21 protein-coding genes and 1 riboswitch are annotated in these 22,985 nt (G+C 62.0%); of the genes, 9 read left to right on the top strand and 12 right to left on the bottom strand.

Annotation, left to right across the window (positions count from 1 at the left end; genetic code table 11):
• Positions 1–5 precede the first annotated feature (5 nt).
• The 3 genes from G7048_RS10770 to G7048_RS10760 form a co-directional block, all read right to left on the bottom strand.
• Positions 6–1,310: a Glu/Leu/Phe/Val dehydrogenase gene (locus tag G7048_RS10770; protein WP_166068139.1), complete on the bottom strand. Its 1,305-nt coding sequence runs from the start codon at positions 1,308–1,310 to the stop codon at positions 6–8.
• A gap of 147 nt (positions 1,311–1,457) precedes the next feature.
• A complete protein-coding gene (locus G7048_RS10765) occupies positions 1,458–2,336 on the bottom strand; it encodes a PPK2 family polyphosphate kinase (protein ID WP_166068138.1) in 879 nt (292 codons plus the stop codon).
• 70 nt (positions 2,337–2,406) lie between these two features.
• Positions 2,407–3,624: an MFS transporter gene (locus tag G7048_RS10760; RefSeq protein WP_166068137.1), complete on the bottom strand. Its 1,218-nt coding sequence runs from the start codon at positions 3,622–3,624 to the stop codon at positions 2,407–2,409.
• Positions 3,625–3,725: 101 nt separating this feature from the next.
• On the opposite strand from G7048_RS10760, the gene G7048_RS10755 reads away from it, so the two are divergent.
• Positions 3,726–4,676, top strand: a complete 951-nt coding sequence (locus G7048_RS10755; protein ID WP_166068136.1) for a LysR family transcriptional regulator — start codon at positions 3,726–3,728, stop codon at positions 4,674–4,676.
• Between the two features lie 12 nt (positions 4,677–4,688).
• Here G7048_RS10755 and G7048_RS10750 read toward each other — a convergent pair whose 3' ends face one another.
• Positions 4,689–5,678, bottom strand: a complete 990-nt coding sequence (locus tag G7048_RS10750; protein ID WP_166068135.1) for a tripartite tricarboxylate transporter substrate binding protein — start codon at positions 5,676–5,678, stop codon at positions 4,689–4,691.
• Between the two features lie 104 nt (positions 5,679–5,782).
• Positions 5,783–6,763: a tripartite tricarboxylate transporter substrate binding protein gene (locus G7048_RS10745; protein WP_166068134.1), complete on the bottom strand. Its 981-nt coding sequence runs from the start codon at positions 6,761–6,763 to the stop codon at positions 5,783–5,785.
• A 183-nt stretch (positions 6,764–6,946) separates the two neighbouring features.
• On the opposite strand from G7048_RS10745, the gene G7048_RS10740 reads away from it, so the two are divergent.
• Positions 6,947–7,714 (top strand): fumarylacetoacetate hydrolase family protein, encoded by a 768-nt coding sequence (locus G7048_RS10740; RefSeq protein ID WP_166068133.1) that lies wholly within the window; start codon positions 6,947–6,949, stop codon positions 7,712–7,714.
• Between the two features lie 5 nt (positions 7,715–7,719).
• On the opposite strand, the gene G7048_RS10735 is transcribed toward G7048_RS10740, so the two are convergent.
• Positions 7,720–8,979, bottom strand: coding sequence for an amidohydrolase (locus G7048_RS10735; protein WP_166068132.1), 1,260 nt, complete (start codon positions 8,977–8,979; stop codon positions 7,720–7,722).
• A gap of 50 nt (positions 8,980–9,029) precedes the next feature.
• Positions 9,030–9,953, bottom strand: a complete 924-nt coding sequence (locus tag G7048_RS10730) for a LysR family transcriptional regulator (protein WP_166068131.1) — start codon at positions 9,951–9,953, stop codon at positions 9,030–9,032.
• A 119-nt stretch (positions 9,954–10,072) separates the two neighbouring features.
• On the opposite strand from G7048_RS10730, the gene G7048_RS10725 reads away from it, so the two are divergent.
• A complete protein-coding gene (locus G7048_RS10725) occupies positions 10,073–10,531 on the top strand; it encodes a PACE efflux transporter (protein WP_166068130.1) in 459 nt (152 codons plus the stop codon).
• A gap of 51 nt (positions 10,532–10,582) precedes the next feature.
• Here G7048_RS10725 and G7048_RS10720 read toward each other — a convergent pair whose 3' ends face one another.
• The 3 genes from G7048_RS10720 to cynR all read right to left on the bottom strand — a co-directional run bounded on the left by G7048_RS10720 (position 10,583) and on the right by cynR (position 13,263).
• On the bottom strand, positions 10,583–11,077 hold the full coding sequence (locus G7048_RS10720) for a DUF4411 family protein (RefSeq protein WP_166068129.1): 495 nt from the start codon (positions 11,075–11,077) through the stop codon (positions 10,583–10,585).
• Positions 11,074–12,252, bottom strand: coding sequence for an ImmA/IrrE family metallo-endopeptidase (locus G7048_RS10715; RefSeq protein WP_240933242.1), 1,179 nt, complete (start codon positions 12,250–12,252; stop codon positions 11,074–11,076). Before G7048_RS10715 ends, G7048_RS10720 begins: the two co-directional genes overlap by 4 nt.
• 96 nt (positions 12,253–12,348) lie before the next feature.
• Entirely contained in the window at positions 12,349–13,263 is a 915-nt protein-coding gene (cynR, locus tag G7048_RS10710) for a transcriptional regulator CynR (protein ID WP_166068128.1), read from the bottom strand.
• Between the two features lie 171 nt (positions 13,264–13,434).
• Here cynR and G7048_RS10705 point away from each other — a divergent pair, with 171 nt between their 5' ends.
• The 6 genes from G7048_RS10705 to metH all read left to right on the top strand — a co-directional run bounded on the left by G7048_RS10705 (position 13,435) and on the right by metH (position 21,003).
• On the top strand, positions 13,435–14,640 hold the full coding sequence (locus G7048_RS10705; RefSeq protein ID WP_166068127.1) for a muconate cycloisomerase family protein: 1,206 nt from the start codon (positions 13,435–13,437) through the stop codon (positions 14,638–14,640).
• Between the two features lie 58 nt (positions 14,641–14,698).
• On the top strand, positions 14,699–14,989 hold the full coding sequence (gene catC / locus G7048_RS10700; RefSeq protein ID WP_166068126.1) for a muconolactone Delta-isomerase: 291 nt from the start codon (positions 14,699–14,701) through the stop codon (positions 14,987–14,989).
• Between the two features lie 97 nt (positions 14,990–15,086).
• A complete protein-coding gene (locus G7048_RS10695; RefSeq protein ID WP_166068125.1) occupies positions 15,087–16,088 on the top strand; it encodes a tripartite tricarboxylate transporter substrate binding protein in 1,002 nt (333 codons plus the stop codon).
• Between the two features lie 285 nt (positions 16,089–16,373).
• Positions 16,374–17,225 carry a hypothetical protein gene (locus G7048_RS10690; RefSeq protein ID WP_240933241.1) on the top strand — a complete coding sequence of 284 codons (852 nt, stop codon included), beginning with the start codon at positions 16,374–16,376 and terminating at the stop codon, positions 17,223–17,225.
• Positions 17,226–17,363: 138 nt separating this feature from the next.
• Positions 17,364–18,032 carry a VIT family protein gene (locus G7048_RS10685; RefSeq protein WP_166070912.1) on the top strand — a complete coding sequence of 223 codons (669 nt, stop codon included), beginning with the start codon at positions 17,364–17,366 and terminating at the stop codon, positions 18,030–18,032.
• A 39-nt stretch (positions 18,033–18,071) separates the two neighbouring features.
• A riboswitch (S-adenosyl-L-homocysteine riboswitch) is annotated at positions 18,072–18,190 on the top strand.
• A 38-nt stretch (positions 18,191–18,228) separates the two neighbouring features.
• On the top strand, positions 18,229–21,003 hold the full coding sequence (gene metH, locus G7048_RS10680) for a methionine synthase (RefSeq protein ID WP_166068124.1): 2,775 nt from the start codon (positions 18,229–18,231) through the stop codon (positions 21,001–21,003).
• Here the strand turns inward: metH and G7048_RS10675 are convergent.
• Positions 20,995–22,344, bottom strand: a complete 1,350-nt coding sequence (locus G7048_RS10675; protein ID WP_166068123.1) for a type II toxin-antitoxin system HipA family toxin — start codon at positions 22,342–22,344, stop codon at positions 20,995–20,997. The genes metH and G7048_RS10675 overlap by 9 nt on opposite strands.
• Entirely contained in the window at positions 22,334–22,795 is a 462-nt protein-coding gene (locus G7048_RS10670; RefSeq protein WP_166068122.1) for a helix-turn-helix domain-containing protein, read from the bottom strand. The genes G7048_RS10675 and G7048_RS10670 overlap by 11 nt, the downstream gene beginning before the upstream one ends.
• Positions 22,796–22,985 lie beyond the last annotated feature (190 nt).

The following is a 22,985-nucleotide window of genomic DNA, read 5'->3' as shown; positions in this document are numbered from 1 at the left end:
TCGGATCAAGGATACAGACCGCGCATTTCGCGGGCGTGGAGGATGCGCTTGCAGGCCACGATGAAGGTCGCTGTGCGCAGTGTCACCTTGTGCTCTTGTGCAACGGCCCAGACGCCTGCGAAAGCTTCTTGCATGATGCGCACGAGGCGGGCGTTGATTTCGTCTTCGGTCCAGAAGAAGCTCGAAAAATCCTGCACCCATTCGAAGTACGAGACCGTCACGCCGCCGGCGTTGGCGATCACGTCGGGGAGGACCAGCACGCCCTTGTCGGCGAGGATGTCGTCGGCTTCGGGAGTGGTCGGGCCGTTGGCGCCTTCGATGACCAGCTTGGCCTTGATCTTGCCAGCGTTGTCCTTGGTGATCTGGCTCTCCAGCGCTGCGGGGATGAGGATGTCGCAGTTCACGCCCCAGAAGGCGTCGCTTTCCATCTTGTCAGCACCTGCGAAGCCGCCTACGCCGCCGGTCTTGGCGACGTGTTCGAGCAGGGCTTGCACGTCCATGCCTTTGGCGTTGTGGATGGTGCCGGTGTGGTCTTGCACGGCCACGATATGTGCGCCTGCTTCGGCAAAAAGTTTGCCTGCTGTGCCGCCTACGTTGCCGAAGCCTTGCACTGCCACCTTGGCACCTTGGATGTTCATGCCGGAGAGCTTGGCGGCTTCAATGCCGACGGTGAATACGCCGCGGCCGGTGGCTTCCACGCGGCCGAGGGAGCCGCCCAAATGGATGGGCTTGCCGGTGACGACGCCGGTGGCGGTGGCGCCGGTGTTCATGGAGTACGTGTCCATCATCCACGCCATGATCTGGCCGTTGGTGTTCACGTCGGGCGCGGGGATGTCCTTGGAGGGGCCGATCATCATGCCGATTTCGCTGGTGTAGCGACGGGTGAGGCGCTCCAGTTCGGGCATGGACAGCTTGCGTGGATCGACGCGGATACCGCCCTTGGCACCGCCGTAGGGTACGTTCACGGCAGCGTTTTTCACGCTCATCCATGCAGACAGTGCCATCACTTCGGAGAGCGTCACGTCCTGGTGGAAGCGCACGCCGCCCTTGCCGGGGCCGCGGCTCAGGTTGTGCTGCACGCGGTAGCCTTCGAAGTGAGCGATGGTGCCGTTGTCCAGTTCAATGGGCACGTCAACGATCAGAATGCGCTTGGGGCGCTTCAAGGTTTCCACCCAGCGCGCGAGGGAGCCGAGGTAGGGCGTTACGCGATCGACCTGTTGGAGATAGTTGCCCCACGGACCGAGGTGGTTGGCGTCGAGGTACGACGGAAGCGGGTGGGAAGCAACAGGAGTGTCTTTGGATTTGGACATGGGTTTGCCTTGCGTGGATTGTCGAATGGGAACCGACGAGTCGCACTGTATTCCTGCCGTGAAATCCTGTCCAAGGCCGCTCTGTATCGTTGTTATGTCTCAAACGCATAACGTTGCGGACGGCCCATGGCGTGGACTTGGGGTGCGCTACTCGACGGTGAAGTGGGACAACTGCGGATCACCTTCCGGATATTGGAGCTTCAGGTTCTCGAGCACCTCCTTGGTGAGGGTGGCAATCATCAGATTGCGGTGGGTTTTGGAATCTGCGGGCACGATGGTCCACGGTGCCCAGGCCGTGTGCGTGGCGGGCAGCAACTGCTCGTAGGCGCGCTGGTACTGGTCCCATTGCTTGCGCACTTCGATGTCGCCCATGTCGAATTTCCAGTGCTTGGACGGATCGTCCAGCCGCTCCTGCAAGCGCTTTTTTTGCTCGTCCTTGCTGATGTGCAGCATGAACTTGAGGATCACCGTGCCGTTGTCGGTGAGCATCTTCTCGAACTGGTTGATGTGCTCGTAGCGCGCCTGCTGCTGCTCGGGCGTGATCCATTGGTTGACCACCGGCACCAGCACGTCCTCGTACTGGCTGCGGTTGAAGATCACCACCTCGCCTGCGCCCGGCACCTGCTGGTGGATGCGCCAGAGATAGTCGTGCGACCGCTCCAGCTCGGTGGGCGCTTTCCAGCTCACCGAGCGCACGCCGAGCGGGCTCATCTCGCCGAACACGCCGCGCGCCGTGCCGTCCTTGCCCGAGGTGTCCATGCCTTGCAGAATCACCAGCAGCTTGAAGCGGCGGTCAGCATAGAACACCTGTTGCAGCGGATCGAGCTGCTCGGCAATCTGTTCGATCAGCGCCTTGTTGTCGGCCTTCTCACCCTTGGAAAACGGTTTGGCGGCGGGGTCGAAATCGGCGAGCTTGAAGTCGCCTTTGTCTTTGCCCTTCTCGCGAAAATCAGGTTGCCACTTCTTCCACAGCTCGCGCGTGGCCTTGTTGTCGATGTCGAACGGATTGCTTTGCTGCTGTGTCATCGCCGTGTCTGGACTCAAAGGTAGAAAGCGCCCAGTATGCGCGAGCTGTTTGCCTTGCGCTTGTGGGATTTCACCGACGGATCATGCGCACCGCCAGCGCCGCGCACGAAGCCGCCGTGGCCAGCGCCACCACGCCCGTCCAGCCCCAGTGCGACATGGCCACGCCGCCCAGAGCCGCGCCGCTGGACATGCCGACGAACACGCCCGTGATGTAGAGCGCATTCAGGCGGCTGCGCGCATCGGGCTCGATGCCGTAGATGATGGTCTGGTGCGCCACCAGCGAGGCCTGCACGCCGAAGTCGAAGCCCAGCGCGCTCACCAGCAGCAGCGCGAGCTTGGCGTGCTGCGGCAGCCAGGGCAGCAGAAACATCAGCGCAAACGACGCAGCGGCCACCGCAGCGCTCAGGCGGGTGACGCTCTCGGCACCATGCTTGTCGGCAATGCGCCCCGCGAACGGTGCGGCCAGCGCGCCTGCCGCGCCCACCAGCCCGAACGAGCCCGCAGCCGCGCTGCCCAGATCGAACTGGTGGTGCAGCATCACCGCCAGCATCGACCAGAAGGCGCTGAAACCCACGGCGAGCAGGCCCTGAGCCAGCATGGCGCGGCGCAATGCAGAGTGCTTGCGCAGCAGCGTGAGCATCGACCCCATCAGCGCGCCGTAGCTGGCCTGCGTGGTGGGCGCAAAACGTGGCAGACCGCGCCACAGCGACACGCCGATCAGCGCCACCGCCACGGCAGCCGCCAGAAACACCGTGCGCCAGCCAAACCACTGCGCGATGAAACCGCTCACCACGCGCGACAGCAGAATGCCCAGCAGCAACCCGGTCATCACCATGCCGACGATGCGCCCGCGATGGCTGGCCGGTGCGAGCGTGGCGGCGGCAGGCACGAGGTCCTGCGTGACGGTCGCCGCAATGCCCACCGCGAGGCTGGCCAGCAGCAGCGCATCGATACCGGGCGCGATGCCGCTCACGATCAGCGCAAGTGCGAGCAGCATCGATTTGATGAGAATGATGCTGCGCCGATCGAAGCGGTCGCCCAGCGGCGCGAGCAGCAGAATGCCAAGCGCGTAGCCCAGTTGCGTGAGCGTGGGCACCAGGCCAGTGAGCCGCTCGTTCGCCTGCAGTTCGCTGCCCAGCGTGCCCAGCATCGGCTGGCTGTAGTAGAGCGATGCCACGCTCACGCCGGTTGCCACGGACAGCAGAAGCAGGATCTGCGGGCTGACGGTGGCGGGGATGTTGGCGCTGGGGTCGGTGGTCTGGATATTCATGTTCTGTATGGCTGGCATGTCGAATCCTGAAAGAGGATGAGGACGTTGAGCCGGATTGTCTTGGCAGGAGTGGTTGCCGTGTAGTAGGCTGGCCTGCACATCGCTTATACGTTCAACGCATGACAGACGCATCGCAACCCGGCTCCGACCGGCTGGAACTGATGTCCAGCTTCATCCGCATCGTCGAGGCCGGCAGCCTCTCCGCTGCAGCGCAGCAACTGGGCACCAGCCAGCCGACGATGAGCCGCCGTCTGCAGACGTTGGAGCGCCTGCTTGGCACCAAGCTGCTGCAGCGCTCCACGCACGGCATGCAGCTCACGGAGGGCGGTGCGCGCTGCTTCGAGAACGCGCGTCAGCTGGTCGCCCAATGGCACGAGATGGAGGCCGACCTGCGCGGCCCGCGCGAGCAGCCGCGTGGCAACCTGCGCGTGATGGTGCCGCACGCGTTCGGGCAGGACCAGTTGGTGGCACCGCTCGCCGCATTCCTGCGCAGTTGCCCCGAGGTGAATGTCGAATGGCGGCTCGATGACCGCTCGCCCAACTTCGTGGCCGAGGGTGTCGATTGCGCGATCCATGTCGGTCCGCTGGAAGACATCACCGGCCAGTCCGTCGTGACCGTGCCGCTCGCCCAGGTGCGCCGCATCGCAGTGGCCGCACCGCCCTTGTTGGCAGACGGGCGGATCGACACGCGGGAATCTCCCGCGCAGCTCGAAGCACTGCCTTGGCTCGCCATCAGCACCTTCTACCGGCGCGAGTTGCAGTTCCAGCGCGTGGACGATGCCAACTCGAAACACACCATCCAGATTGCGCCGCGCTTCATCACCGACAACCTCTACGCCCTGCGCGCCGCCGCCATCGAGGGGCTGGGCGCCTGCGTGGCATCGGCCTGGCTGGTGCACGAGGACATTCAGGCTGGCAGGCTGATGGCGCTCGCCCCGCAATGGGAGGTCGCGCCACTGCCGGTGAGCATTCTTTATCCGTATGCGAGTTTCTATCCCGCGCGGCTGCGGCGCTTTGTCGATGCGATGAAGGCCGCGCTGCCGCATATTCCGGGGATGGTGGGGCTGTAGTTGCCCGAGGCACTACATCGTGATGTTCGCCTTCTTGATGATCTCCGCATTGTTGCGGCTTTCCTGCTTGAGGAATTCGGCGAACTCCGCTGCGCTCTGGCGCAGGCCCACGTTGTCGGTGGCGCGCAGGGTCTCCTGAATGGAGGGGGTTGCGACCTGCGCCTGCACCACTTCGTTGAGCCGCGCGATGATCGGCGGCGCGGTGCCTGCCGGGGCCATGAAGCCGAACAGCGAGGTGAGGTTGGCTTCGGGCACGCCTTTTTCGGCCAGCGTGGCGATGTTCGGTTGGTTGGGCGCGCGCTGCGGGCCGGTGGTGGCGAGCACGCGCAGCTTGCCTTGCTCGATCAGCGTGTTGATGGTGCCGAACGGGTTACCGGTCATGATCTCGAACTGCCCGCCCACCGCGTCAGTCACCGTCTGGCCGACGCCTTTGTAGGGCACGTGGATGAACTTTGCGCCAGTTTTCGCCTGAATCTGCTCGAGCATGATGTGGCCCACCGAGCCGATGCCCGAGGTCGCAAAGCGCACCGTGTCCGGTTTGGCCTTGGCCTGCGCGATCAGGTCTTCCCAGCTTGTGCCGGTGAATGCCGTCGTCGCCAGCACATAGACGGGCGAATACATCATGGGCGCGACGGGGACGATGTCCTTGCTCGCGTCATAGCCCAGCTTGCCCAGATGCGGCGACAGCGTGAGCGGGCTGATCGCGCTGAGCGCGAGCGTGTAGCCATCGGGTCTGGCCTTGGCCACTTCCTGCATGCCGACGGTGCCGCCTGCGCCGCCTTTGTTCTCCACGATCATGGATTGGCCGAGCACCTTGGACACCTGCTCGACCAACTTGCGTCCCACCGAATCGGTGACGCCACCGGCTGCATACGGAATCACCACGCGAATCGGCTTGGCTTCGGGCCATGCGCTTTCGGCACGCGCCGCGTTCGCCAGCAGCGCAGAGGGCAGGGCGAGTGCGCCGGAATGGACCAGAAAACTCCGTCGATCGATGGGCATGCGTGTGTCTCCAGCAACTGTGATTCGGAGCACGCATGCTGCGGGCTTTTGCGCCCGCTGTCTATTGAGGCTCGCCCCAAGCGCTGAGGGGCGAGCCGGGGCGTTTACAGCGAAATGTTCGCCTTTTTGATGATGGATGCGTTGTTCTTGCTTTCCTTTTGCAGCAGCGCCTCGAATTCCGCTGCGCTCAGGTGCATGGGGATGTTGTCGGTGTGGTGCATGGCTTCCTGGATCGCGGGGGTGGCGACTTCCTTGGAGATCACCGCGTTCAGCTTGGCGATGACGGCTGCGGGCGTGCCCTTGGGCGCGAGGAAGCCGAACATCGATGTGAGGTTGGCTTCGGCAAAGCCCTTTTCGGCCAGCGTTGCCACGTTGGGCTGATTGGGCGCGCGCTTGGGGCCGGTGGTGGCCAAGAGGCGCAGCTTGCCCTGCTCGATCAGGCTGTTGATGGTGCCGAACGGGTTGCCGGTCATGATCTCGAACTGCGCGCTGGCCGCGTCGGTCACGGTCTGGGCGATACCCTTGTAGGGCACGTGAATGAACTCGGCACCGGTCTTGGCCTGGATCTGCTCGAGCATGATGTGGCCGACCGAGCCGATGCCCGAAGTCGCCCAGCGGATGCTGCCCGGCTTGGCCTTGGCCTGCGCGATCACGTCTTCCAGCGTCTTGCCCTGGAACGCGGTGGTGGCCATCAGGTAGATGGGCGAGTACATCATCGGCACGACGGCGACGAGGTCGTCGGGCTGGTAGGACAGCTTCATCAGATGCGGCATCAGCGTGACAGGGCTGATGGCGGTGAGCGCCAGCGTGTAGCCGTCGCCCTTGGCGCGCGCCACTTCACCTGTGCCCACGGTGCCGCCCGCGCCGCCCTTGTTGTCCACGATGATCGACTGGCCGAGGTCCTTGCCGACCTGCTCCAGCAGGCGACGGCCCACCGAGTCGGACACGCCACCGGCCACGTAGGGAATCACCACGCGGATGGTGCGCGCTGCGGGCCAGGCTTTTTCGGCACGCGCGATGGCGGGAATCATGGTGGGCAGGGCAACGGCTGCGCTGGACGCGAGAAAGCGGCGGCGGTCGAACATGAGGGGTCTTTCCTTCGGAAAACAGGGAGATCGAAAAGCGAATGGGGTGCAAACGGGCCCGGCGCGCGGGCGGTTGCGAGAGGAGAATTGTCTGCCTCTCGTCTGCAGCGTGCAGGGGATGCTCAATTTGTCAGATGAGCGCAGGCAAGTATTCGCCGCCCGCGCAGAGGCACAATGCGCTGCATGACCGACACCCTTTCTTCGATGATCGACACGCTGTGCGAGGCGCGCCGCAGCGCCTCGTTGGCAGATGCCAGCCTGTTTCCCCAAGCGCTGCAAACCGAGGCCGATGCCTACGCCGTGCAGCGCGGCGTGGCCGATGCGCTTGCGCTGTTTGCCACGCCCGTGCCGCGCCACTGGAAGTCCGGCGGCGCGAACCGTGAAGCCGTTTTGATGCACGCGCCGCTCGCCGATGCGGGCGTGTGGTCGTCACCCGCGCAGGCCGGGGGCTGGCATTTTCAGCACCGCGCGATGGAGTCCGAAATCGCGCTGCGTCTCTCGCAAGACGTGACCGCGCAGATGGCTGCGGCGCTCACGCACGAATCGGCGCATGCGCTGATCGACGCGATGACGGTCTCCATCGAAATGGTGGATTCGCGCTGGCAACAGCCGCTCGAAGCCTTGAGCGGGCTGCACAAGCTGGCCGACATGGGCGTGCATGGCGCGCTGGTGCTGGGCGAATGGGTGGCTTACGAGCGCCGCGATTGGACGCAGCAGCGCTGCATCACGCGCATCGGAGATCGACACATCGAGCGCACCGGCACGCATCCGCTGGCCGATCCCGCATGGCTGCTGCCGCAGTGGCTCGCGCATGCCACGCAGCAGTACGGCACGGTGCCCGCAGGCACGGTGGTGACGACGGGCAGTTGGGTGGGGCTGCAGGAGGCGAGTGCGGGCGATCTGATCGAAGTGGAGTTCGACGGCGTGGGCCGCATCAGCCTGCAGCTGTAAAAAACTCAGAGCGGCTGGGGCTTGTCGCAAGCCTTGCCATTGCGCGCCACGACTTTGCCGTTGTGCACGACAAGCGCGCGCGGCGCATGAGTGGCGAGCGCTTCCGGCAGGCTTTGCGCGGCGATGGCGAAGAAGCTTGCGGGTGCGCCTTCGTCAATGCCCGTGAACGGCAGATTCATCGCTCGCGCCGCTGCCGTGGTGATCAGCTCGAAGGCTTCGTGCATCTGCGCATCGGTGCGCCAGTCCGCGCGCCAGCCGATGAGCGCGGCGCGCTCCAGCGCATCGCCCGTGCCATAGGGCGACCAGGTGTCGCGCACGTTGTCGTTGCCCGCAAACACCGTCACGCCATGCTCGCGCAGCAGTGCAATCGGCGGAAGCGGCGCGGCCGCTGCGCCATGCGTGAGCAGATGCACGCCCGCAGCCGCCATCAGATCGGCCGTCGCGCGCGCCTTCGATTCGGACACCTGCCCCAGACAGAAACCGTGGCTCACCGTCACGCGGCCCTGCATGCCGAGTGCCTTGGCGCGTTTGCAGATTTCGCGGATCGAGAACAGTCCGAGATCATTGGCCTCGTGCAGATGCACATCGACGCCCACGCCATGCTTGTGAGCGATGGAGAAGATGCCGTTGAGCTGCCCCGCCGGATCGCAATCGACCTCGCACGGGTCCATGCCGCCGACCAGATCGGCACCAAGCGCCATCGCGGTGTCCAGCAGATCGAGCGTGCCGGGGCAGCGCATCACGCCCACCTGCGGAAACGCGACGATCTGCACGTTCATCCAATCGCGGTGATCCTGCCGCGCCTGCAGCACGCCTTCCATGGCGGCGAGGCCGTTGTGCGGCTCCACATCCACATGCGTGCGCAGCGTGCCCGTGCCATGCGCCGCGCAGGCGCGGATCAGGTGCCCCGCGCGCTCCGCCGTGGGCAGCGTGAGCGATGGCATCAGTCGCAACTCGGTCTCGATGCGGCTTGCGCGCGTGGGCCCCGCTGCATGCGGCATCCACGGCAGGCCGTGCAGCGTCTTGTCGAGATGCACATGTCCGTCGAACAGCGCGGGCAGCACCAGCAAGCCCGCCAGATCGAGCGCTCCATCGGCAGCGGGCGCATCGCTCATCGGCACGATGTGGGTGATGCGCTCTTCGTGCACCGTGAGCCGCACCAACCGACCATCCGCGAGCAGCGCGTTGTCGATGTGGCGGGGCTGTGCAAGCGGTTTGACGGTCGGTTTGGCGGATGCTTTTTTCGATGGGTTCGTGGGGCTCATGTGCTCGTTGTCTTCCTTCTATCTGTTTCTTCTGAGGGCGGTCTTCAAAATCATCCGACGCGCTGTTTGCGCCGCGCCTGCATCAGCGCGATGAAGCGCTGCGCACCCAGGCCCAGCGCCCGTTCGCGCGACCAGACCCAGTCCACGAACAGGTTAGTGCCATTGCTGATGTTTTCCACCGGGATTTCCATCAGCAGACCTGCGTGAATGTGCGAGTCCACCAGACTGCGCGGCAGCCACCCCCAGCCGAGCCCCGCGCTGATCAGCGAAAGCGCGGCCAGATGACTGTCGGTGCGCCACAGCTGGCGCGAGAACACAAAGCGCAGATCGGTCTGCTGCGGATCGCGGCTGGCCACCAGAATCTGCCGCGTGTGTGCGAGCTGCTCCACGCTCAGGCTGGCGTTGTCCGCACCCTGCGCCTCGACGGCCTGCTTCCATGGCCGGTACTGCGGCGACATCACCGCCACCAGCGTTTCCTGGCCCATCTCCTGAAACTCCTCGCGCCCATCGATGGCAGGCCGCTCGAACACCAGTGCCAGATGCGCGCGCCCGCTGTGCACCAGCTCCAGCGCATCGGTTTGCGGCGCAGCCAGCACTTCGACGGCCAGCGCCGGAAACTCCGCAATCAGCGGCGTCAGCGCATCGGCCCAGTTGGTGGACAGCAGCTCCGGCGCAATCGCGAAGGTCAGCCGTTCTTCGAGGCCCATCTGCAGCGCTTCGGCCTGTCGGTTGAGCTGCGCGAGCTGCTGCGCCAGCAGCCGTGCCTGCGCCTCCAGCGCCCGCGCCGCAGCGGTAGGGCGCGGCTCGCGGCTGCCGCTGCGGTCGAAGAGCTGCACATCCAGATCGCTCTCCAGTTGCGCAATCGCCATGCTCACCGCCGACGGCACGCGCTCCAGCTTGCGCGCCGCCGCCGAGAACGAGCCGTTGTCGAGCACGGCGAGAAAGACCAGCACATTGTCGGAAGTGAATGCCATGGGCGTGCCTTGGAGTCTGAAATCAGGCAGAAATGGACTTATCAGAATAACTGAAATGTTCTGACATTTTTATTCAATTTTGGTCTCATATACTACCTGACATGAGTCAAACAACAACAATGCAACCGGGCGCAGCCACCAAGAAGACGCCCGTCGGTCTGCAAGGCCCCAAGCGCCGCGTGATCTACGTCGCGCTGTACGAAACCATCGCCATCCTCGCCGCCAGCCTGATGTTCATGGCCATCGGCCAAAGCGCCGGCCATTCCGGCGGCATGGCCGTGGCCGCGTCCGCCATCGCCATTCTCTGGAACGTGACCTTCAACACCCTGTTCGAAAAATGGGAAGCCCGCCAGACCGTACGCGGCCGCTCCATCGCCCGCCGCATCGCGCACGCCATCGGTTTTGAAGGCGGTTTGGCGCTGGTGCTCATCCCGCTCATGGCCTGGTGGTTCAACGTCGGCCTCTGGGAAGCCGCCGTGATGGAAGCGGGGCTGCTGGTGTTCTTCCTCTGCTACACCTACGTGTTCAACTGGTGCTTTGACCGTGCGTTCGGATTGCCGGCTTCGGCGCAGGGGTGATTTTGCGCACGCATCTTTTGCGTGTTGGCACGAGCCAAGGTTGCTTGTTCACTATTGCAAGATGAAGCGAGCATTCAGCCGATTGAGCAAATCAAAAGTATTGATGCATTCAACGCCGTAGTGTTGGCAGATATTGGGAATCAAGAATTTCCGCCGACTTTCGGTGTTGAGTCGTTCGTGTGTGACGACAGCGAATCTCAACACTCTTGCTTTTGCGATCAACCAAGGATCTGCGCAGCTTAAAAATTCGTCGAGTGCTCCAGCTTTCATGTGGCCTGCCTTCGTGGCCACATGTCCGGCAATTTCTGCGAAAGATGTCTGTGTATCTTCGTCTGATTCAGGAAGAAAGAAATCAGATTCTTGCTTGGCCCAGATGGCTAGTTCGTCAGAGCCTCTGCGAAGCTCTGCCCCAATGCTTTCAACACTTCCAATGTGACCCGACATCTTGCTACGTGCGAGCCATGCCCAGAATCCGGGGCAGAAGTTCATTTGGTAGTAGCGATTCTTGGCTTCAATCAGTGTGTTGGCATCCAGCAGATAGGTCATATGTCGAGTTGCCCCGCGAATTCACGAATTTTGTCGGGCTGAACGCCTAGCAATCGACCAGCGTCTCTGAGAAGGAGTCTGCCGCTGAGCGCTTCTGTAACAACTGCCTGAGCAAAGCGCAAGCTGTTCTTTGCTCCCGCTGTGCGATAGAAGTTGCCTCCGTTGCTTTCCTTCTGCCGGAAGTTTGCGAGCGTTGTGAGGTAATAGTCCGAATATGTGTCTCTATTTATAAGTCCCAAGTCGAGCGCGCGACGCATGATGACCAAACCGCTCACATGAAATTGTCGAGATAGATTTGCTACCAGTACCGGTATCTCACCGGTATGCGCCTTCCAAAGTTTGAGAAACATATCACGAGGCACGAGGAACTCTCCTGCAACTGCATTGCAGAATACTTCTGCGTGTTTGCCGTTTCCCGGAGTGGAATTGGATATACCGCTCGTTCCAACCCAAATATGCGCTAGCTCATGAACAAACGTGAACAGCCTTGCGGCAGGTGCATCTGCCGAGTTGATGAATATGACAGGGGCCAGTGGGTCGGAGATTGCAAACCCCCGGAATTCACCAACGTCCAACTTGCGATGGGTGTTGTTGCCTACGATCCCGCTTCTCATCACCAAGATGCCGACTCGCTCGGCCGCATCGATTAGCTCACGGGCATAGACTTCCCAAGTCCGTTGTCCATGTTCCAAGTCAATGTCGAGGGTCGAACGAATATCTGCAGCAACCACACGAGGATCGGCTTCAATGGAGAAACGCCCGACAAAGGGGAGCGCTTCATGCTCATAGTCCTTGAGATATTCAAGAAACCACTCTTGACGCTGCAACGCTATGCGAATTGTTTCCAATAGGTTGACGCTGGGTTGAGGAGCCGATGCTCCGGCAACTGTTCTCAAATCAGGAAGCGGCAGTATTTCTGCTGGGGGCGTTGCTAGAAAGAGGTATCCAAACGGCGTATGCAGAGACTGCGCCAAGGTTTGCGCCTGTCGAAATGTGGGGCGTCCCTCATTCTGTTCCCACAACGATAGCTGCTCTGGCTTGACACCAGCGCGATGTGCTACTTCGTCAATTGTCGCACCCAGGCGCACCCGAGCCCAGCGCAACTGCGAAGGGTTGATAAGTGCTCTGGTGACCATGCGGAAAGGATAAGGCAATTTGGAAAATGCAGGCGGCACGAATTTGGAGATGTCTTGTGAATAGACGGCGTGCCAATGCGAAGGGATAAAGTGATTGACATGGATTCAAAGCTGCTTTTGACGAGTCTGCTTGCCTCAAGGCTGTGTCTTCGCCGCATTCCTCACCCGCGCCCGCTCCACAGCCGGTTTCAACAACGCCACAAACTCCCTTACCGCCGCACTTTGCGAAGCGCCATGCCGCCACAGTACGCCTGCGCGGCGCACGGTGCGCGGGTCGTTCAGGAGGATGGCGCGCATGTCTTCTCCGGCGTTGAGCGCGGCGTGCTCGGCGGCAATCGTGGCGAGCGGGGCTTGTCGGCAGGCGAGCAGCAGGGCGTCCACCGATTCCATTTCCACGCGTACCAGTGGCTTCACTTGTGCCTGTGCAAAAGCGTGGTCGATCAATCTGCGGGTGGCAAAACTTGAAGGCAGCAGGGCGAGCGGCACGTCGACCAGTTCGCGCATGCGCATGGTGCGGCGTTTGGCCAAGGGGTGGCTTTCGTGGACGACCAGATGCATGCGTTCGTCGAACAGCGGCTTGGCCTCGATTTCTTCGCGCGTGGCGGGGTGGAAGGCGATGCCCAGATCGAGTTGGCCGGAGATGAGCTGTTCCTCGATCTGGCCGCTGCGCAGGTCGCGCACCATCACACGCACTCCTGGATAGGCGGCGCTGAAGGCGGCGACCACGTCGGGGATGAACAGGGTGAGAAAGGTGGGGATCACGCCCACGGTCAGCGTGCCCGCCTGCAGGCCCGCCATGTCGGCGAGAGCCATGCGACCGGCTTCGAGCTCCTGTAGCGCGCGCAGGGCGTAGCCGCGAAAGGCGACGCCTGCCTGCGAGAGCTTCAGGCCGCGGCCGATGCGGTCGAACAGCGGCATGCCGAGTTCGGCCTCCAGCTGCCGCAGTCCGTGCGAGAGCGTGGATTGTGTGATGAACAGTGCTTCGGCCGATTGGGTCAGGTGCTCGGTTTCGGCAACGCTCAGGAAATACCGGATTTGCCGTAATTCCATTGGTTTTCGTGCTCCTGAATTGAATTTGGGGTTTACCCTGAATTTTCCAACCGTTCGATTCTAACGAACGAAATGTGCAATATATACCATTGGATTTGAGGGTTCGCGGCGCGATAAGGTTGGCCCCAGTCAACGGAAATACTGCTCGTCCACCGCTTTACGGCCCACACCATGACCACCTCCGCCATTGCCCCGACCCCCGCTTCGAACCTGCGCATCGATCGTATCGAGGCGCGCATTCTGGACATCCCGACGATCCGTCCGCACAAGTTCTCGTTCGGCTCGATCTCGCGCCAGAGCCCGGTGATCGTGAAGCTGTGGCTGTCCGACGGTGCCTGCGGCTTCGGCGAGGCGGCGACGATTGGCGGTCCGTCGTGGAATGAAGAATCGCCCGAGAGCATTCTTCTGGCGATCAACAACTACCTCGCACCAGCCGTGACGGGCAAGGAGGCGGGGCGCTTCGAGCAGCTCATCAAGCACATGGATGTGGCCTGCAAGGGCAACCGCTTTGCCAAGAGCGCGGTGGAAATGGCGGCGATCGACGCGGTGGCGCGTTCGCTGAATGTGCCCGCATATCAACTGCTGGGCGGCAAGGTGCACGAGAGCCTGCCGCTGGCGTGGACGCTGGCGAGCGGCGATTCGGCCAAGGACATCGAAGAGGCCGAGCGCATGCTGGAGATTCGCCGTCACCGCATCTTCAAGCTGAAGATCGGCGCGCGCGCTCCCGAAGGCGATGTCGCGCACGTCTCGCGCATCGCCCGCGCGCTCAATGGCCGTGCCAGCATGACGGTGGACATCAATCAGGCGTGGGATGGCAACACCGCGCGCCGCTATGTGCCCGAGCTGATCGACGCAGGCGTGACGTTGTTCGAACAACCCGTCGCGCAATGGAACGAAGAGGCGCTGGCGCAACTGACGGCCACGCTGCCGCACACCGCGCTGGTGATGGCCGACGAGACCGTGTGCTCGCCGCAGGACGCGATGCGTCTGGCGCGCAACAAGGCCTGCCATGTGTTCTCGCTGAAGATCGCCAAGCATGGCGGCCTGATCCGCACGCGTGCCGTGGCCGCGATTGCCAATGCCGCCGACATTGGCTGGTATGGCGGCACGATGCTGGAGACCTCGGTGGGCAGCGCTGCTTCCGCACAGGTGTTTTCGACGCTGCCGGGCGCACATCACAACTGCGAGCTGTTCGGCCCGCAACTGCTGGTGGACGACATCGTTGAGCAGCGCATGGAACTCAAGGACTTTGAACTCGTGCTGCCCGATGGCCCCGGCTTCGGCGTGAACGTGGTGCCCGAGCGTCTGGAACGCTTTGACCGCGCACGCGAAGGACTGACGGCGGTGCATGTCGACATGGGTCGCGCTGCCAAGTAAGCAGAACAACCAAACGAACAACAACCCCTACACACACAATTTTCCAGGAGTACCCACAATGCTGTTTCTGGTCCGCATGGATGTGAAGATTCCGCACGACCTGCCCGCCGAGCAGGCCAATGAAATCAAGGCCCGCGAAAAGGCCTACTCGCAAGACCTGCAAAAGGATGGCCGCTGGCGCCACATCTGGCGCGTGGTCGGCGAATATGCCAACTACAGCGTCTTCGATGTGAAGAGCAACGACGAGCTGCACCAGTTGCTGTCCGGCCTGCCGCTGTTTTCGTACATGGACATCCATGTCACGCCGCTGGCCAACCATCCTTCTGCCATCGTGCAGGAAGGCGCATAAGCCAGGCGGCAAACCAAGCCGCTTGCCGTTGCCATTTTCCTGTCTTGCGTACGCACGTAAGCACGCAATTCCTCAGATTTCCCCGAGACAACCGATCATGAATTTCACCCGCCGCTCCCTCGCACTGATGACCGCTGCCGCCGCCGTGGCGTCCGCCGGACTGACGATTCCCGCTGCCGCCATGGCACAGCCGGAAGCGAACTGGCCTACCAAGCCCATCAAGTGGGTGGTGCCCTTCCCGCCGGGCGGTGCGATGGATGTGATCGCCCGCACGCTGGGCGACAAGGCGGCGCGCGTGCTCGGTCAGGCCGTGGTGGTGGAAAACCGTCCCGGCGCGGGCGGCAACATCGGCGCGGACTACGTGGCCAAGCAACCAGCCGACGGCTACACCATCATGATCACCTCGATCGGCATGGCCACCAACAAGGCGCTGTACGCCAAGCTGAGCTATGACCCGGTCAAGGACTTCGCGCCCATCAGCCTGCTGGCCGTGGTGCCCAACGTGCTGGTGGTGAACGCCTCCAAGAGTCCCGACAAGACGGTCAAGGACGTGATCGCTCACGCCAAGAAGGAGCCGGGCAAGCTCACGTACGCATCGGCTGGCAATGGCACGTCGATCCACCTCGCGGGCGAAGTGTTCGCTTCGATGGCGGGCGTGAACATCCTGCACGTGCCCTACAAGGGCAGCGGTCCGGCCGTCACCGACATGCTGGGCGGTCAGGTCGATCTGATGTTCGACAGCATCACCTCGGCACGTCCGCACATCCAGTCCGGCAAGCTGCGCGCGCTGGGCCTGACCACCGCCAAGCGTTCAAGCGCACTGCCCAACGTGCCGACGATTGCCGAAGCAGGCGTGCCCGGCTATGAGGTCTCGCCATGGTTTGCGGTGTTTGCGCCCGCAGGCACGTCGCCCGAGATCATCGCCAAGCTCAACAAGGTGCTGAACGACGGCATGAAGGATCCGGAAACGCTCAAGAAGCTCGAATCGGTGGGGGCAGAACCCATCGGCACGACGCCACAGGAACTCGCAACGCACCTCAACAAGGAACTAGACCGCTGGGGCAAGCTCATCAAAGAACGCAACATCCGTCTGGATTGATCTTTCCTTGATTGTTTGAAGGCGGGTTCGTCGCTCGTGCGAAGACGCCAATACAGCCCCTTATCCTTTGTTGCGAAGCCTTGCCGTACGAGAGTACTGTCTGCGCCTTCGCGTCGCGGCTAAGGGGCTGTCTTGTCGTTGTGGGGGTGGCTTCTGGCGCGGTGGGTGCTGCGAAGTCTTGCTGAGGGACTGTCGAGTGGTTGACACGTTCGTTTGCAAAAAAGTGAGCGCCATTAGAGCAAGCGTGTAGAGAAATTGCGCGTTTCTCTTGGAGAATGCGTCGCTATGAGGAGCCGCACTCGATCCATCTTTCCCGTCAAGACGACGTTTCATTGCCTGGTTGTCAGCGCTGCGGTTGCGGCGTTGGTGGGGTGCAGCACGGCGAAGACCGATCGCGGGGAGGTCAAGGGGCATGACGCTTCGGTCGGCGAATGGCTGCAGTCCGACATGAACCGGGTGGCGAATGTCGGCATGCGGGAGAACCTCAACGCGCTGTTCCGGCTGGCCGACAAGCTGTATCGCCGCAATCCGGCGGAATGGCGCAAGGGCGGTTATGCGAGCCGCGAAGAGGCGCTCAAGGCCTTGAAGACGGCCATCGAATCGCCTCCGGTGCCGCCCGAAAACAGCGGCGCCACGACCGCCAATGCCGAGAACAATCCCGAGATGAAGTCGCCGCCCGACAAGGCCAAGCTCGCCGAAATGGCGTGGCCGCCGCTCAAGGGCAAGCGCGACATCGAGGCCATGGATCTGGCGCTGTCGCCGGGCTTCACGGGCGACCGTGTGGGCGCATTCATCTACGGCACGGCCGACATGCTGATCACCGCGCATGGCGGCAAGACCGAGTTCTACCTGATCGACGGGCAGGACGCCCAGCACATCTACAACGCCGCGCGCAACATCGAGATCGCCACCTGGATGCTGGCGCACCGCAAGGGCGACAACGGCAAACCGCTGCTGCTGGCCGACGAGATCAACGCCAACGAGCGCAATCTGAGCTTCGAGCGCGAGTTCGGCAAGATCATCGCGCGCCTCGATCTGCTGGCTGCCGTCACCACCGAAAAATACCGCCGCGCCGTGATCGGTTATGTGCAAGGCATTGCGGGCGGCACGTTCCTGCAGTTTTTGCCGGTGCGCTGAGGGGCGCGAAGGCGAGCTGCCTGCCCGGGAGTTCTTGTGAACCAGCCGCCTTCCTCCTTATCTTCTTCCTCCAACCATTCCGACAAGAAACATGCGGACTTTGACCGCCTCAATGACCGTCAGAACGGTGGCAAGGGGCTGTCCGCACGCCTGAACTGGTTGCGCGCGGCGGTGCTCGGGGCAAACGACGGCATTGTCTCCACCGCCGGTCTGGTACTGGGCGTGGCGGGCGCGACGACCTCGTTTTCCGCGCTGATGACGGCTGGAATCGCGGGGCTGGTCTCGGGCGCCTTGTCGATGGCGGCGGGCGAATATGTCTCCGTCAGCACCCAGCGCGACACCGAAAAGGCCGCCGTCGCCCTCGAAAAGGAGGAACTGGCCGAGTTGCCCGACGTGGAACTGCGCGAGCTGACCGCGCTGCTCCAGCAAAAGGGCATGAGCCACGCCACCGCCCTGCAGGCCGCGCGCGAGCTGACGGCCCACGACGCGCTGGCAGCGCACAGCGAGATTGAACTGGGCATAGCGCCCGGCCACTACACCAACCCGTGGAGCGCAGCGATCGCATCGGCGCTGTCGTTCTCAATCGGCGCGCTGGTGCCGCTTTTGGCCCTCGTGCTGTCGCCCAAGGCCGCCATCGTGCCGGTGACCGTGGTGGCGGTGATCATCGCGCTGATCGTCACCGGAGTGAGCTCTGCACGGCTGGGCGGTGCTCCGGTTGGCCGTGCGGCTCTGCGCAATGCAGCGGGCGGGTTGCTCGCGATGGTGGTGACTTACGGGATTGGCAAGTTGGTGGGTACACAGCTCTAAGCTGCGGAAGTTTTGCGCTAAAGCTAAAATCCACGGTTTCGTCCCAAGGAGCGCTGCAGCGGGCATGTCGACATGGCATCACTCGTCAGGCTTGGGACGGCGGCCCGCACAGCGTGCCGTGATGGAGCTTTTCCTCCCTGCAACGGCGCTCACCTGTGATTTTTGTTCTGATTCTTGAGTACAACAGGTGAGCTTGATGTCTGCTGCTGCCCCCACCACGTCCCATTCCGACCGCACTGCGAACGTTTCGCCGATGCGTCTGTCCGGCCTTGAGCCCGTGTACATCGGCGAAGGTTCGCTGTTCGTCAACGTGGGCGAGCGCACCAACGTGACCGGCTCCAAGGCGTTCGCGCGCATGATTCTCAACGAGCAGTACGAAGAGGCCCTCGCCGTTGCCCGCCAGCAGGTGGAGAACGGCGCGCAGGTCATCGACGTGAACATGGATGAGGCCATGCTCGACAGCAAGGCCGCGATGGTGCGTTTTCTGAACCTGATCGCGTCCGAGCCCGACATCGCCAAGGTGCCGGTGATGGTCGATTCGTCCAAGTGGGAAGTGATCGAAGCCGGTCTGCGCTGCCTGCAAGGCAAGGGCATCGTCAACTCGATCTCCATGAAGGAAGGCGTGGAGCAGTTCAAGGAACACGCCAAGCTGGTCAAGCGTTATGGCGCTGCCGCCGTGGTGATGGCCTTCGACGAAAAGGGCCAGGCCGACACTTTCGAGCGCAAGACGGAAATCTGCGCGCGCGCCTACCGCGTGCTGGTCGATGAAGTGGGCTTTGCGCCCGAAGACATCATCTTCGACCCGAACATCTTCGCGGTGGCGACGGGCATTGAAGAGCACAACAACTACGGCGTCGATTTCATCGAAGCCACTCGCTGGATCAAGCAGAACCTGCCGGGCGCGAAGGTGTCGGGCGGCGTGTCCAACGTGTCGTTCTCGTTCCGCGGCAACGACCCGGTGCGCGAAGCCATTCACACCGTGTTCCTGTATCACGCGATTCAGGCGGGCATGGACATGGGCATCGTCAACGCCGGCATGGTCGGCGTGTATGACGACCTCGAACCCACGCTGCGCGAGCGGGTGGAAGACGTGGTTCTGAACCGTCGCCCCGATGCGGCAGAACGCCTGCTGGAAATCGCCGACCAAGCCAAGGGCGCGGCCAAGGACGACACCAAGAAGCTCGAATGGCGCGGCACGCCCGAGAACCCGAAGACCGTGGGCGAGCGCCTGTCGTATGCGCTGGTGCATGGCATCACCGACTTCATCGTGAGCGACACGGAAGAGGCTTATCAGCAGATCGTCGTGAAGAACGGCGGCCGTCCGTTGCACGTGATCGAAGGCCCGCTGATGGACGGCATGAACGTCGTCGGCGACCTGTTCGGCGCGGGCAAGATGTTTCTGCCGCAGGTGGTGAAATCCGCCCGCGTGATGAAGCAGGCCGTGGCGCATCTCGTGCCCTACATCGAGGAAGAAAAGCGCCAGCAGGAAGCTGCGGGCCTCGACGTGTCGAGCAAGGGCAAGATCGTGATCGCCACCGTCAAGGGCGACGTGCACGACATCGGCAAGAACATCGTCACCGTGGTGCTTCAGTGCAATAACTTTGAAGTCATCAACATGGGTGTGATGGTGCCCTGCCACGAGATTCTGGCGCGTGCCAAGGCCGAAGGCGCGGACATCATCGGCCTCTCCGGTCTGATCACACCGAGCCTGGAAGAAATGCAGTACGTCGCCGGCGAAATGGACAAGGACGAGTACTTCCGCATCAAGAAGATTCCTCTGTTGATCGGCGGCGCCACTTGCTCGCGCGTGCACACCGCCGTGAAGATCGCGCCCAAGTACGAAGGCCCCGTGGTCTACGTGCCTGACGCATCGCGCAGCGTGAGCGTGGCGCAGAGCCTGCTCGGCGAGAACAAGAACAACTACGTCTCGGAAGTGCTGGCCGACTACGACAAGGTGCGCACGCAGCACGCCAACAAGAAGAAGACACCGCTGTGGACGCTGGACAAGGCGCGCGCCAACGCCACGCCTGTGGATTTCAAGAGCTTCTCGCCCGTGGCGCCGCGCGCGATGGGTCGTCGCGTGTTCAAGAACTTCGACCTTGCCGAGATCGCTGCATACATCGACTGGGGCCCGTTCTTCCAGACCTGGGATCTGGCAGGTGCTTATCCCGCCATCCTCGACGACGAAATCGTCGGTACCGAAGCCCGCAAGGTGCTGGCCGATGCACAGGCCATGCTCAAGAAGATCATCGAAGGCCGCTGGCTGCAGGCCAACGGCGTGATGGGCCTGTTCCCCGCCAACCGCGTGGGCGACGACATCGAGTTCTACACCGACGACTCGCGCAGCCAAGTGCTGATGACCTGGTACGGCATGCGCCAGCAAACCGAGAAGCAGGCGATCGACGGCGTGATGCGCCCCAGCCGCTGCCTCTCCGACTTTGTGGCGACCAAGGAATCCGGCATCAAGGACTACGCCGGCCTGTTCGCCGTGACCGCAGGCATCGGCGCAGAAAAGAAGGACAAGGAATTCGAAGCCGCCTTGGACGACTACTCCGGCATCATGTTCAAAGCCTTGGCCGACCGCCTGGCAGAAGCCTTCGCCGAATGCCTGCACCAACGCGTTCGCAAGGACCTGTGGGGTTACGCCGCTGATGAAAATTTGAGCAACGCCGAACTCATCAAGGAGCAATACAAAGGCATCCGCCCCGCTCCTGGTTACCCCGCCTGCCCGGACCACACCGCCAAGATCGACCTGTTCAAGACCCTCGACGCCAACGAAATCGGCATGCAGCTCACCGAAAGCCTGGCGATGTTCCCGGCATCCAGCGTGAGCGGTTTCTATCTGGGCCACCCTGATTCCACATATTTCAACGTGGGCCAGATCGGTGAAGACCAAGTGGAAGACATGGCCGCGCGCCGGGGCATGGATGTGGAAGCACTGCGCCGGGCGTTGGCACCGAATCTAGGTTGATGATGGAGCTCGGCCCAATTTGAGGGCCGACTCCACCAGTCCCGAGAGGATGGCCTGCGAAATGGTTTCTGGAAAGTCCGCAGGCAGTTGAGCCAGCACGCCGCGGACCACGCCCGGCGTGCGCGCCACCACTTGATCAATGATCCCTGCGGGATCAGGGATGCCCACCATCTTGCCCATGTGTTCAAAGTGGCGTCGCTGGATCTTGCTCCACACATAGTGCTTGCCGCTTTCACCCATTACGGACATAGCCATCTTGAGTTTGTGCAGTGACGCCTTGCCTGCGCCATGACCAGCGTAAGGCCACATGGAGATGACGTCATAAAGTGGTGCCAAGTGAAACCGGCCTTCGGGCAGCAGCCGGATGCTGAAGTTTTTGGCATGGCCATCGATGCCAAGCAGCATCCAGAAAAGTACTTGTGCCTCGAACAAGGTGGCGATGTCCTGTTCGGCGTTGAGAGAGCGCTTCAGTGCGGTTGCAATCGCCACAAACCCGGGTCCGCCCTCCGCTTCGTATTTGATGTGCGGTGGCAAGCCCAGAGCTTGGCAGAAATCCTCCTGTGGCAAGCGGTAGATGACTGGATCCGCGTCGGTCAGTACTTCCTGACGGTCAAACCGGTGCACGGAAAGCGCCTGAGTCTGTGCGAAGTATTTCATTTCGCAGAAGGCCATGGGCAAGCCGTAGCCAGCCAGAATCTGGGAGCACAGCCATTCGTTGGCAATGGAGTCGTGCAGGGGAATTTGCCCTCCGCCAATGGAGCCCAAGGGTAGCTTGAGAATTCGATTGGTGGGAGTCGCGCCCCGTGGCATCCACCATTTTCCGTTCAACTCAAGAAGCCCTGATTTTTCCTGGGCACCAGCGATGGAGATGCGAAGGTCTTCCGCTGCAACGTCGTCGGACGTCATCAATGGGGATGTCGAGGTGACGTTGCGCAAGTGTTCCTGAACCTGTTTGTCGCTCATTTCCACTGCATCAATGCGATCCCATCCCGAAGGCGTTTCCCCATGAGGCAGCAACTGGATGGCCCCCACACAATCTCGGCCAATGGCGGAAAGCAGATTGAAGGTGGATGCATCGTGCAACTGATATCTGCTTGCCACCCGTTTGCGGATCTCGATGCTGTCGGGGAGAAGGTTGTCGAAATAGTTGTTGACGCTGATGCTGCGAATGGAGGTACCTGGCAGGGTCAATGGCAGCGATTGGGATAGAGGCGAATGAACCGGTGTTGCAAACCAATCATCGCTGTATTCCAGAATGTCGGCCCCGTGTGTGGACACGCGCCAGATGCCGACTTTGGAGCCGTTCATCCAGATCACCAACTCTTTGGCGCTAACCGTCATTCGGATTCTCCTTTGAGGCGCGAGGATGTCTGCTGTCGATGAGTTGCTCGAGTTCGGCAAGCAACTCGTTCAGTTCCTTGGGTCGATTGGTCAGAGCGGACGTCTCCTGTGCAGTCGAGCTTTGAATGTCGCTTGTCCGATCAGCAGATCGAGCGATCTTCTGACCCGTTCTGGACGCTCGCGGGGGGCTTGAGGGGGCTGTATCGACTGAGCTTGGATTGGCGCTTGGATGTAGCGTGTACCCCAGTTCCAGACCAATGTGGTTGAGCCATGCGAGCAACAGTCCTGTCGTTATGTTCTCGGGCTCTTTTTCCAATTGGGAAATTCTGGCTTGAGATACATCCAGTCGTTTTGCAAGCTCAGCCTGAGTCATTCGCGCACGCTTGCGTCCAGCTCGCAAAAGCTGCTTCAGTTGCTCTGCGGACAGGAGCGGCATTTGCATGGAGGGCATAAGTGGTGCTGTCGGAGAAGAAAATTATCAGCATAATGAATATTTCTAAAAATCAACAATACTTATATTGTAAAAATATAACCATTACTTATATTTCATCAAATAAACAGCCGCAAGCGAGTTTTCACTCGGATATGGTCTGGTCGGAACTTCCCGCCAACCAATTCACGATGAGGCAATCACTGAAGGG

The sequence above is a fragment of the Diaphorobacter sp. HDW4B genome, assembly GCF_011305535.1.
In the GTDB taxonomy this organism is placed as follows: Bacteria; Pseudomonadota; Gammaproteobacteria; order Burkholderiales; family Burkholderiaceae_C; genus Diaphorobacter_A.
Note: the sequence above shows the minus strand (reverse complement) of the source record. Positions and strands in the feature narration are given on the sequence as shown.

Bases quoted from the DNA above. Each gene is read 5' to 3' on its own strand.
- G7048_RS10725 (WP_166068130.1), top strand. From the start codon at position 10,073: ATGCAACCGGGCGCAGCCACCAAGAAGACGCCCGTCGGTCTGCAAGGC.
- G7048_RS10745 (WP_166068134.1), bottom strand. From the start codon at position 6,763: ATGTTCGACCGCCGCCGCTTTCTCGCGTCCAGCGCAGCCGTTGCCCTG.
- G7048_RS10730 (WP_166068131.1), bottom strand. From the start codon at position 9,953: ATGGCATTCACTTCCGACAATGTGCTGGTCTTTCTCGCCGTGCTCGAC.
- G7048_RS10695 (WP_166068125.1), top strand. From the start codon at position 15,087: ATGAATTTCACCCGCCGCTCCCTCGCACTGATGACCGCTGCCGCCGCC.
- G7048_RS10690 (WP_240933241.1), top strand. From the start codon at position 16,374: ATGAGGAGCCGCACTCGATCCATCTTTCCCGTCAAGACGACGTTTCAT.
- G7048_RS10670 (WP_166068122.1), bottom strand. From the start codon at position 22,795: ATGCCCTCCATGCAAATGCCGCTCCTGTCCGCAGAGCAACTGAAGCAG.
- G7048_RS10755 (WP_166068136.1), top strand. From the start codon at position 3,726: ATGACAGACGCATCGCAACCCGGCTCCGACCGGCTGGAACTGATGTCC.
- G7048_RS10750 (WP_166068135.1), bottom strand. From the start codon at position 5,678: ATGCCCATCGATCGACGGAGTTTTCTGGTCCATTCCGGCGCACTCGCC.
- cynR (WP_166068128.1), bottom strand. From the start codon at position 13,263: ATGGAATTACGGCAAATCCGGTATTTCCTGAGCGTTGCCGAAACCGAG.
- metH (WP_166068124.1), top strand. From the start codon at position 18,229: ATGTCTGCTGCTGCCCCCACCACGTCCCATTCCGACCGCACTGCGAAC.
- G7048_RS10760 (WP_166068137.1), bottom strand. From the start codon at position 3,624: ATGCCAGCCATACAGAACATGAATATCCAGACCACCGACCCCAGCGCC.
- G7048_RS10720 (WP_166068129.1), bottom strand. From the start codon at position 11,077: ATGACCTATCTGCTGGATGCCAACACACTGATTGAAGCCAAGAATCGC.
- catC (WP_166068126.1), top strand. From the start codon at position 14,699: ATGCTGTTTCTGGTCCGCATGGATGTGAAGATTCCGCACGACCTGCCC.
- G7048_RS10675 (WP_166068123.1), bottom strand. From the start codon at position 22,344: ATGACGGTTAGCGCCAAAGAGTTGGTGATCTGGATGAACGGCTCCAAA.
- G7048_RS10705 (WP_166068127.1), top strand. From the start codon at position 13,435: ATGACCACCTCCGCCATTGCCCCGACCCCCGCTTCGAACCTGCGCATC.
- G7048_RS10740 (WP_166068133.1), top strand. From the start codon at position 6,947: ATGACCGACACCCTTTCTTCGATGATCGACACGCTGTGCGAGGCGCGC.
- G7048_RS10770 (WP_166068139.1), bottom strand. From the start codon at position 1,310: ATGTCCAAATCCAAAGACACTCCTGTTGCTTCCCACCCGCTTCCGTCG.
- G7048_RS10765 (WP_166068138.1), bottom strand. From the start codon at position 2,336: ATGACACAGCAGCAAAGCAATCCGTTCGACATCGACAACAAGGCCACG.
- G7048_RS10735 (WP_166068132.1), bottom strand. From the start codon at position 8,979: ATGAGCCCCACGAACCCATCGAAAAAAGCATCCGCCAAACCGACCGTC.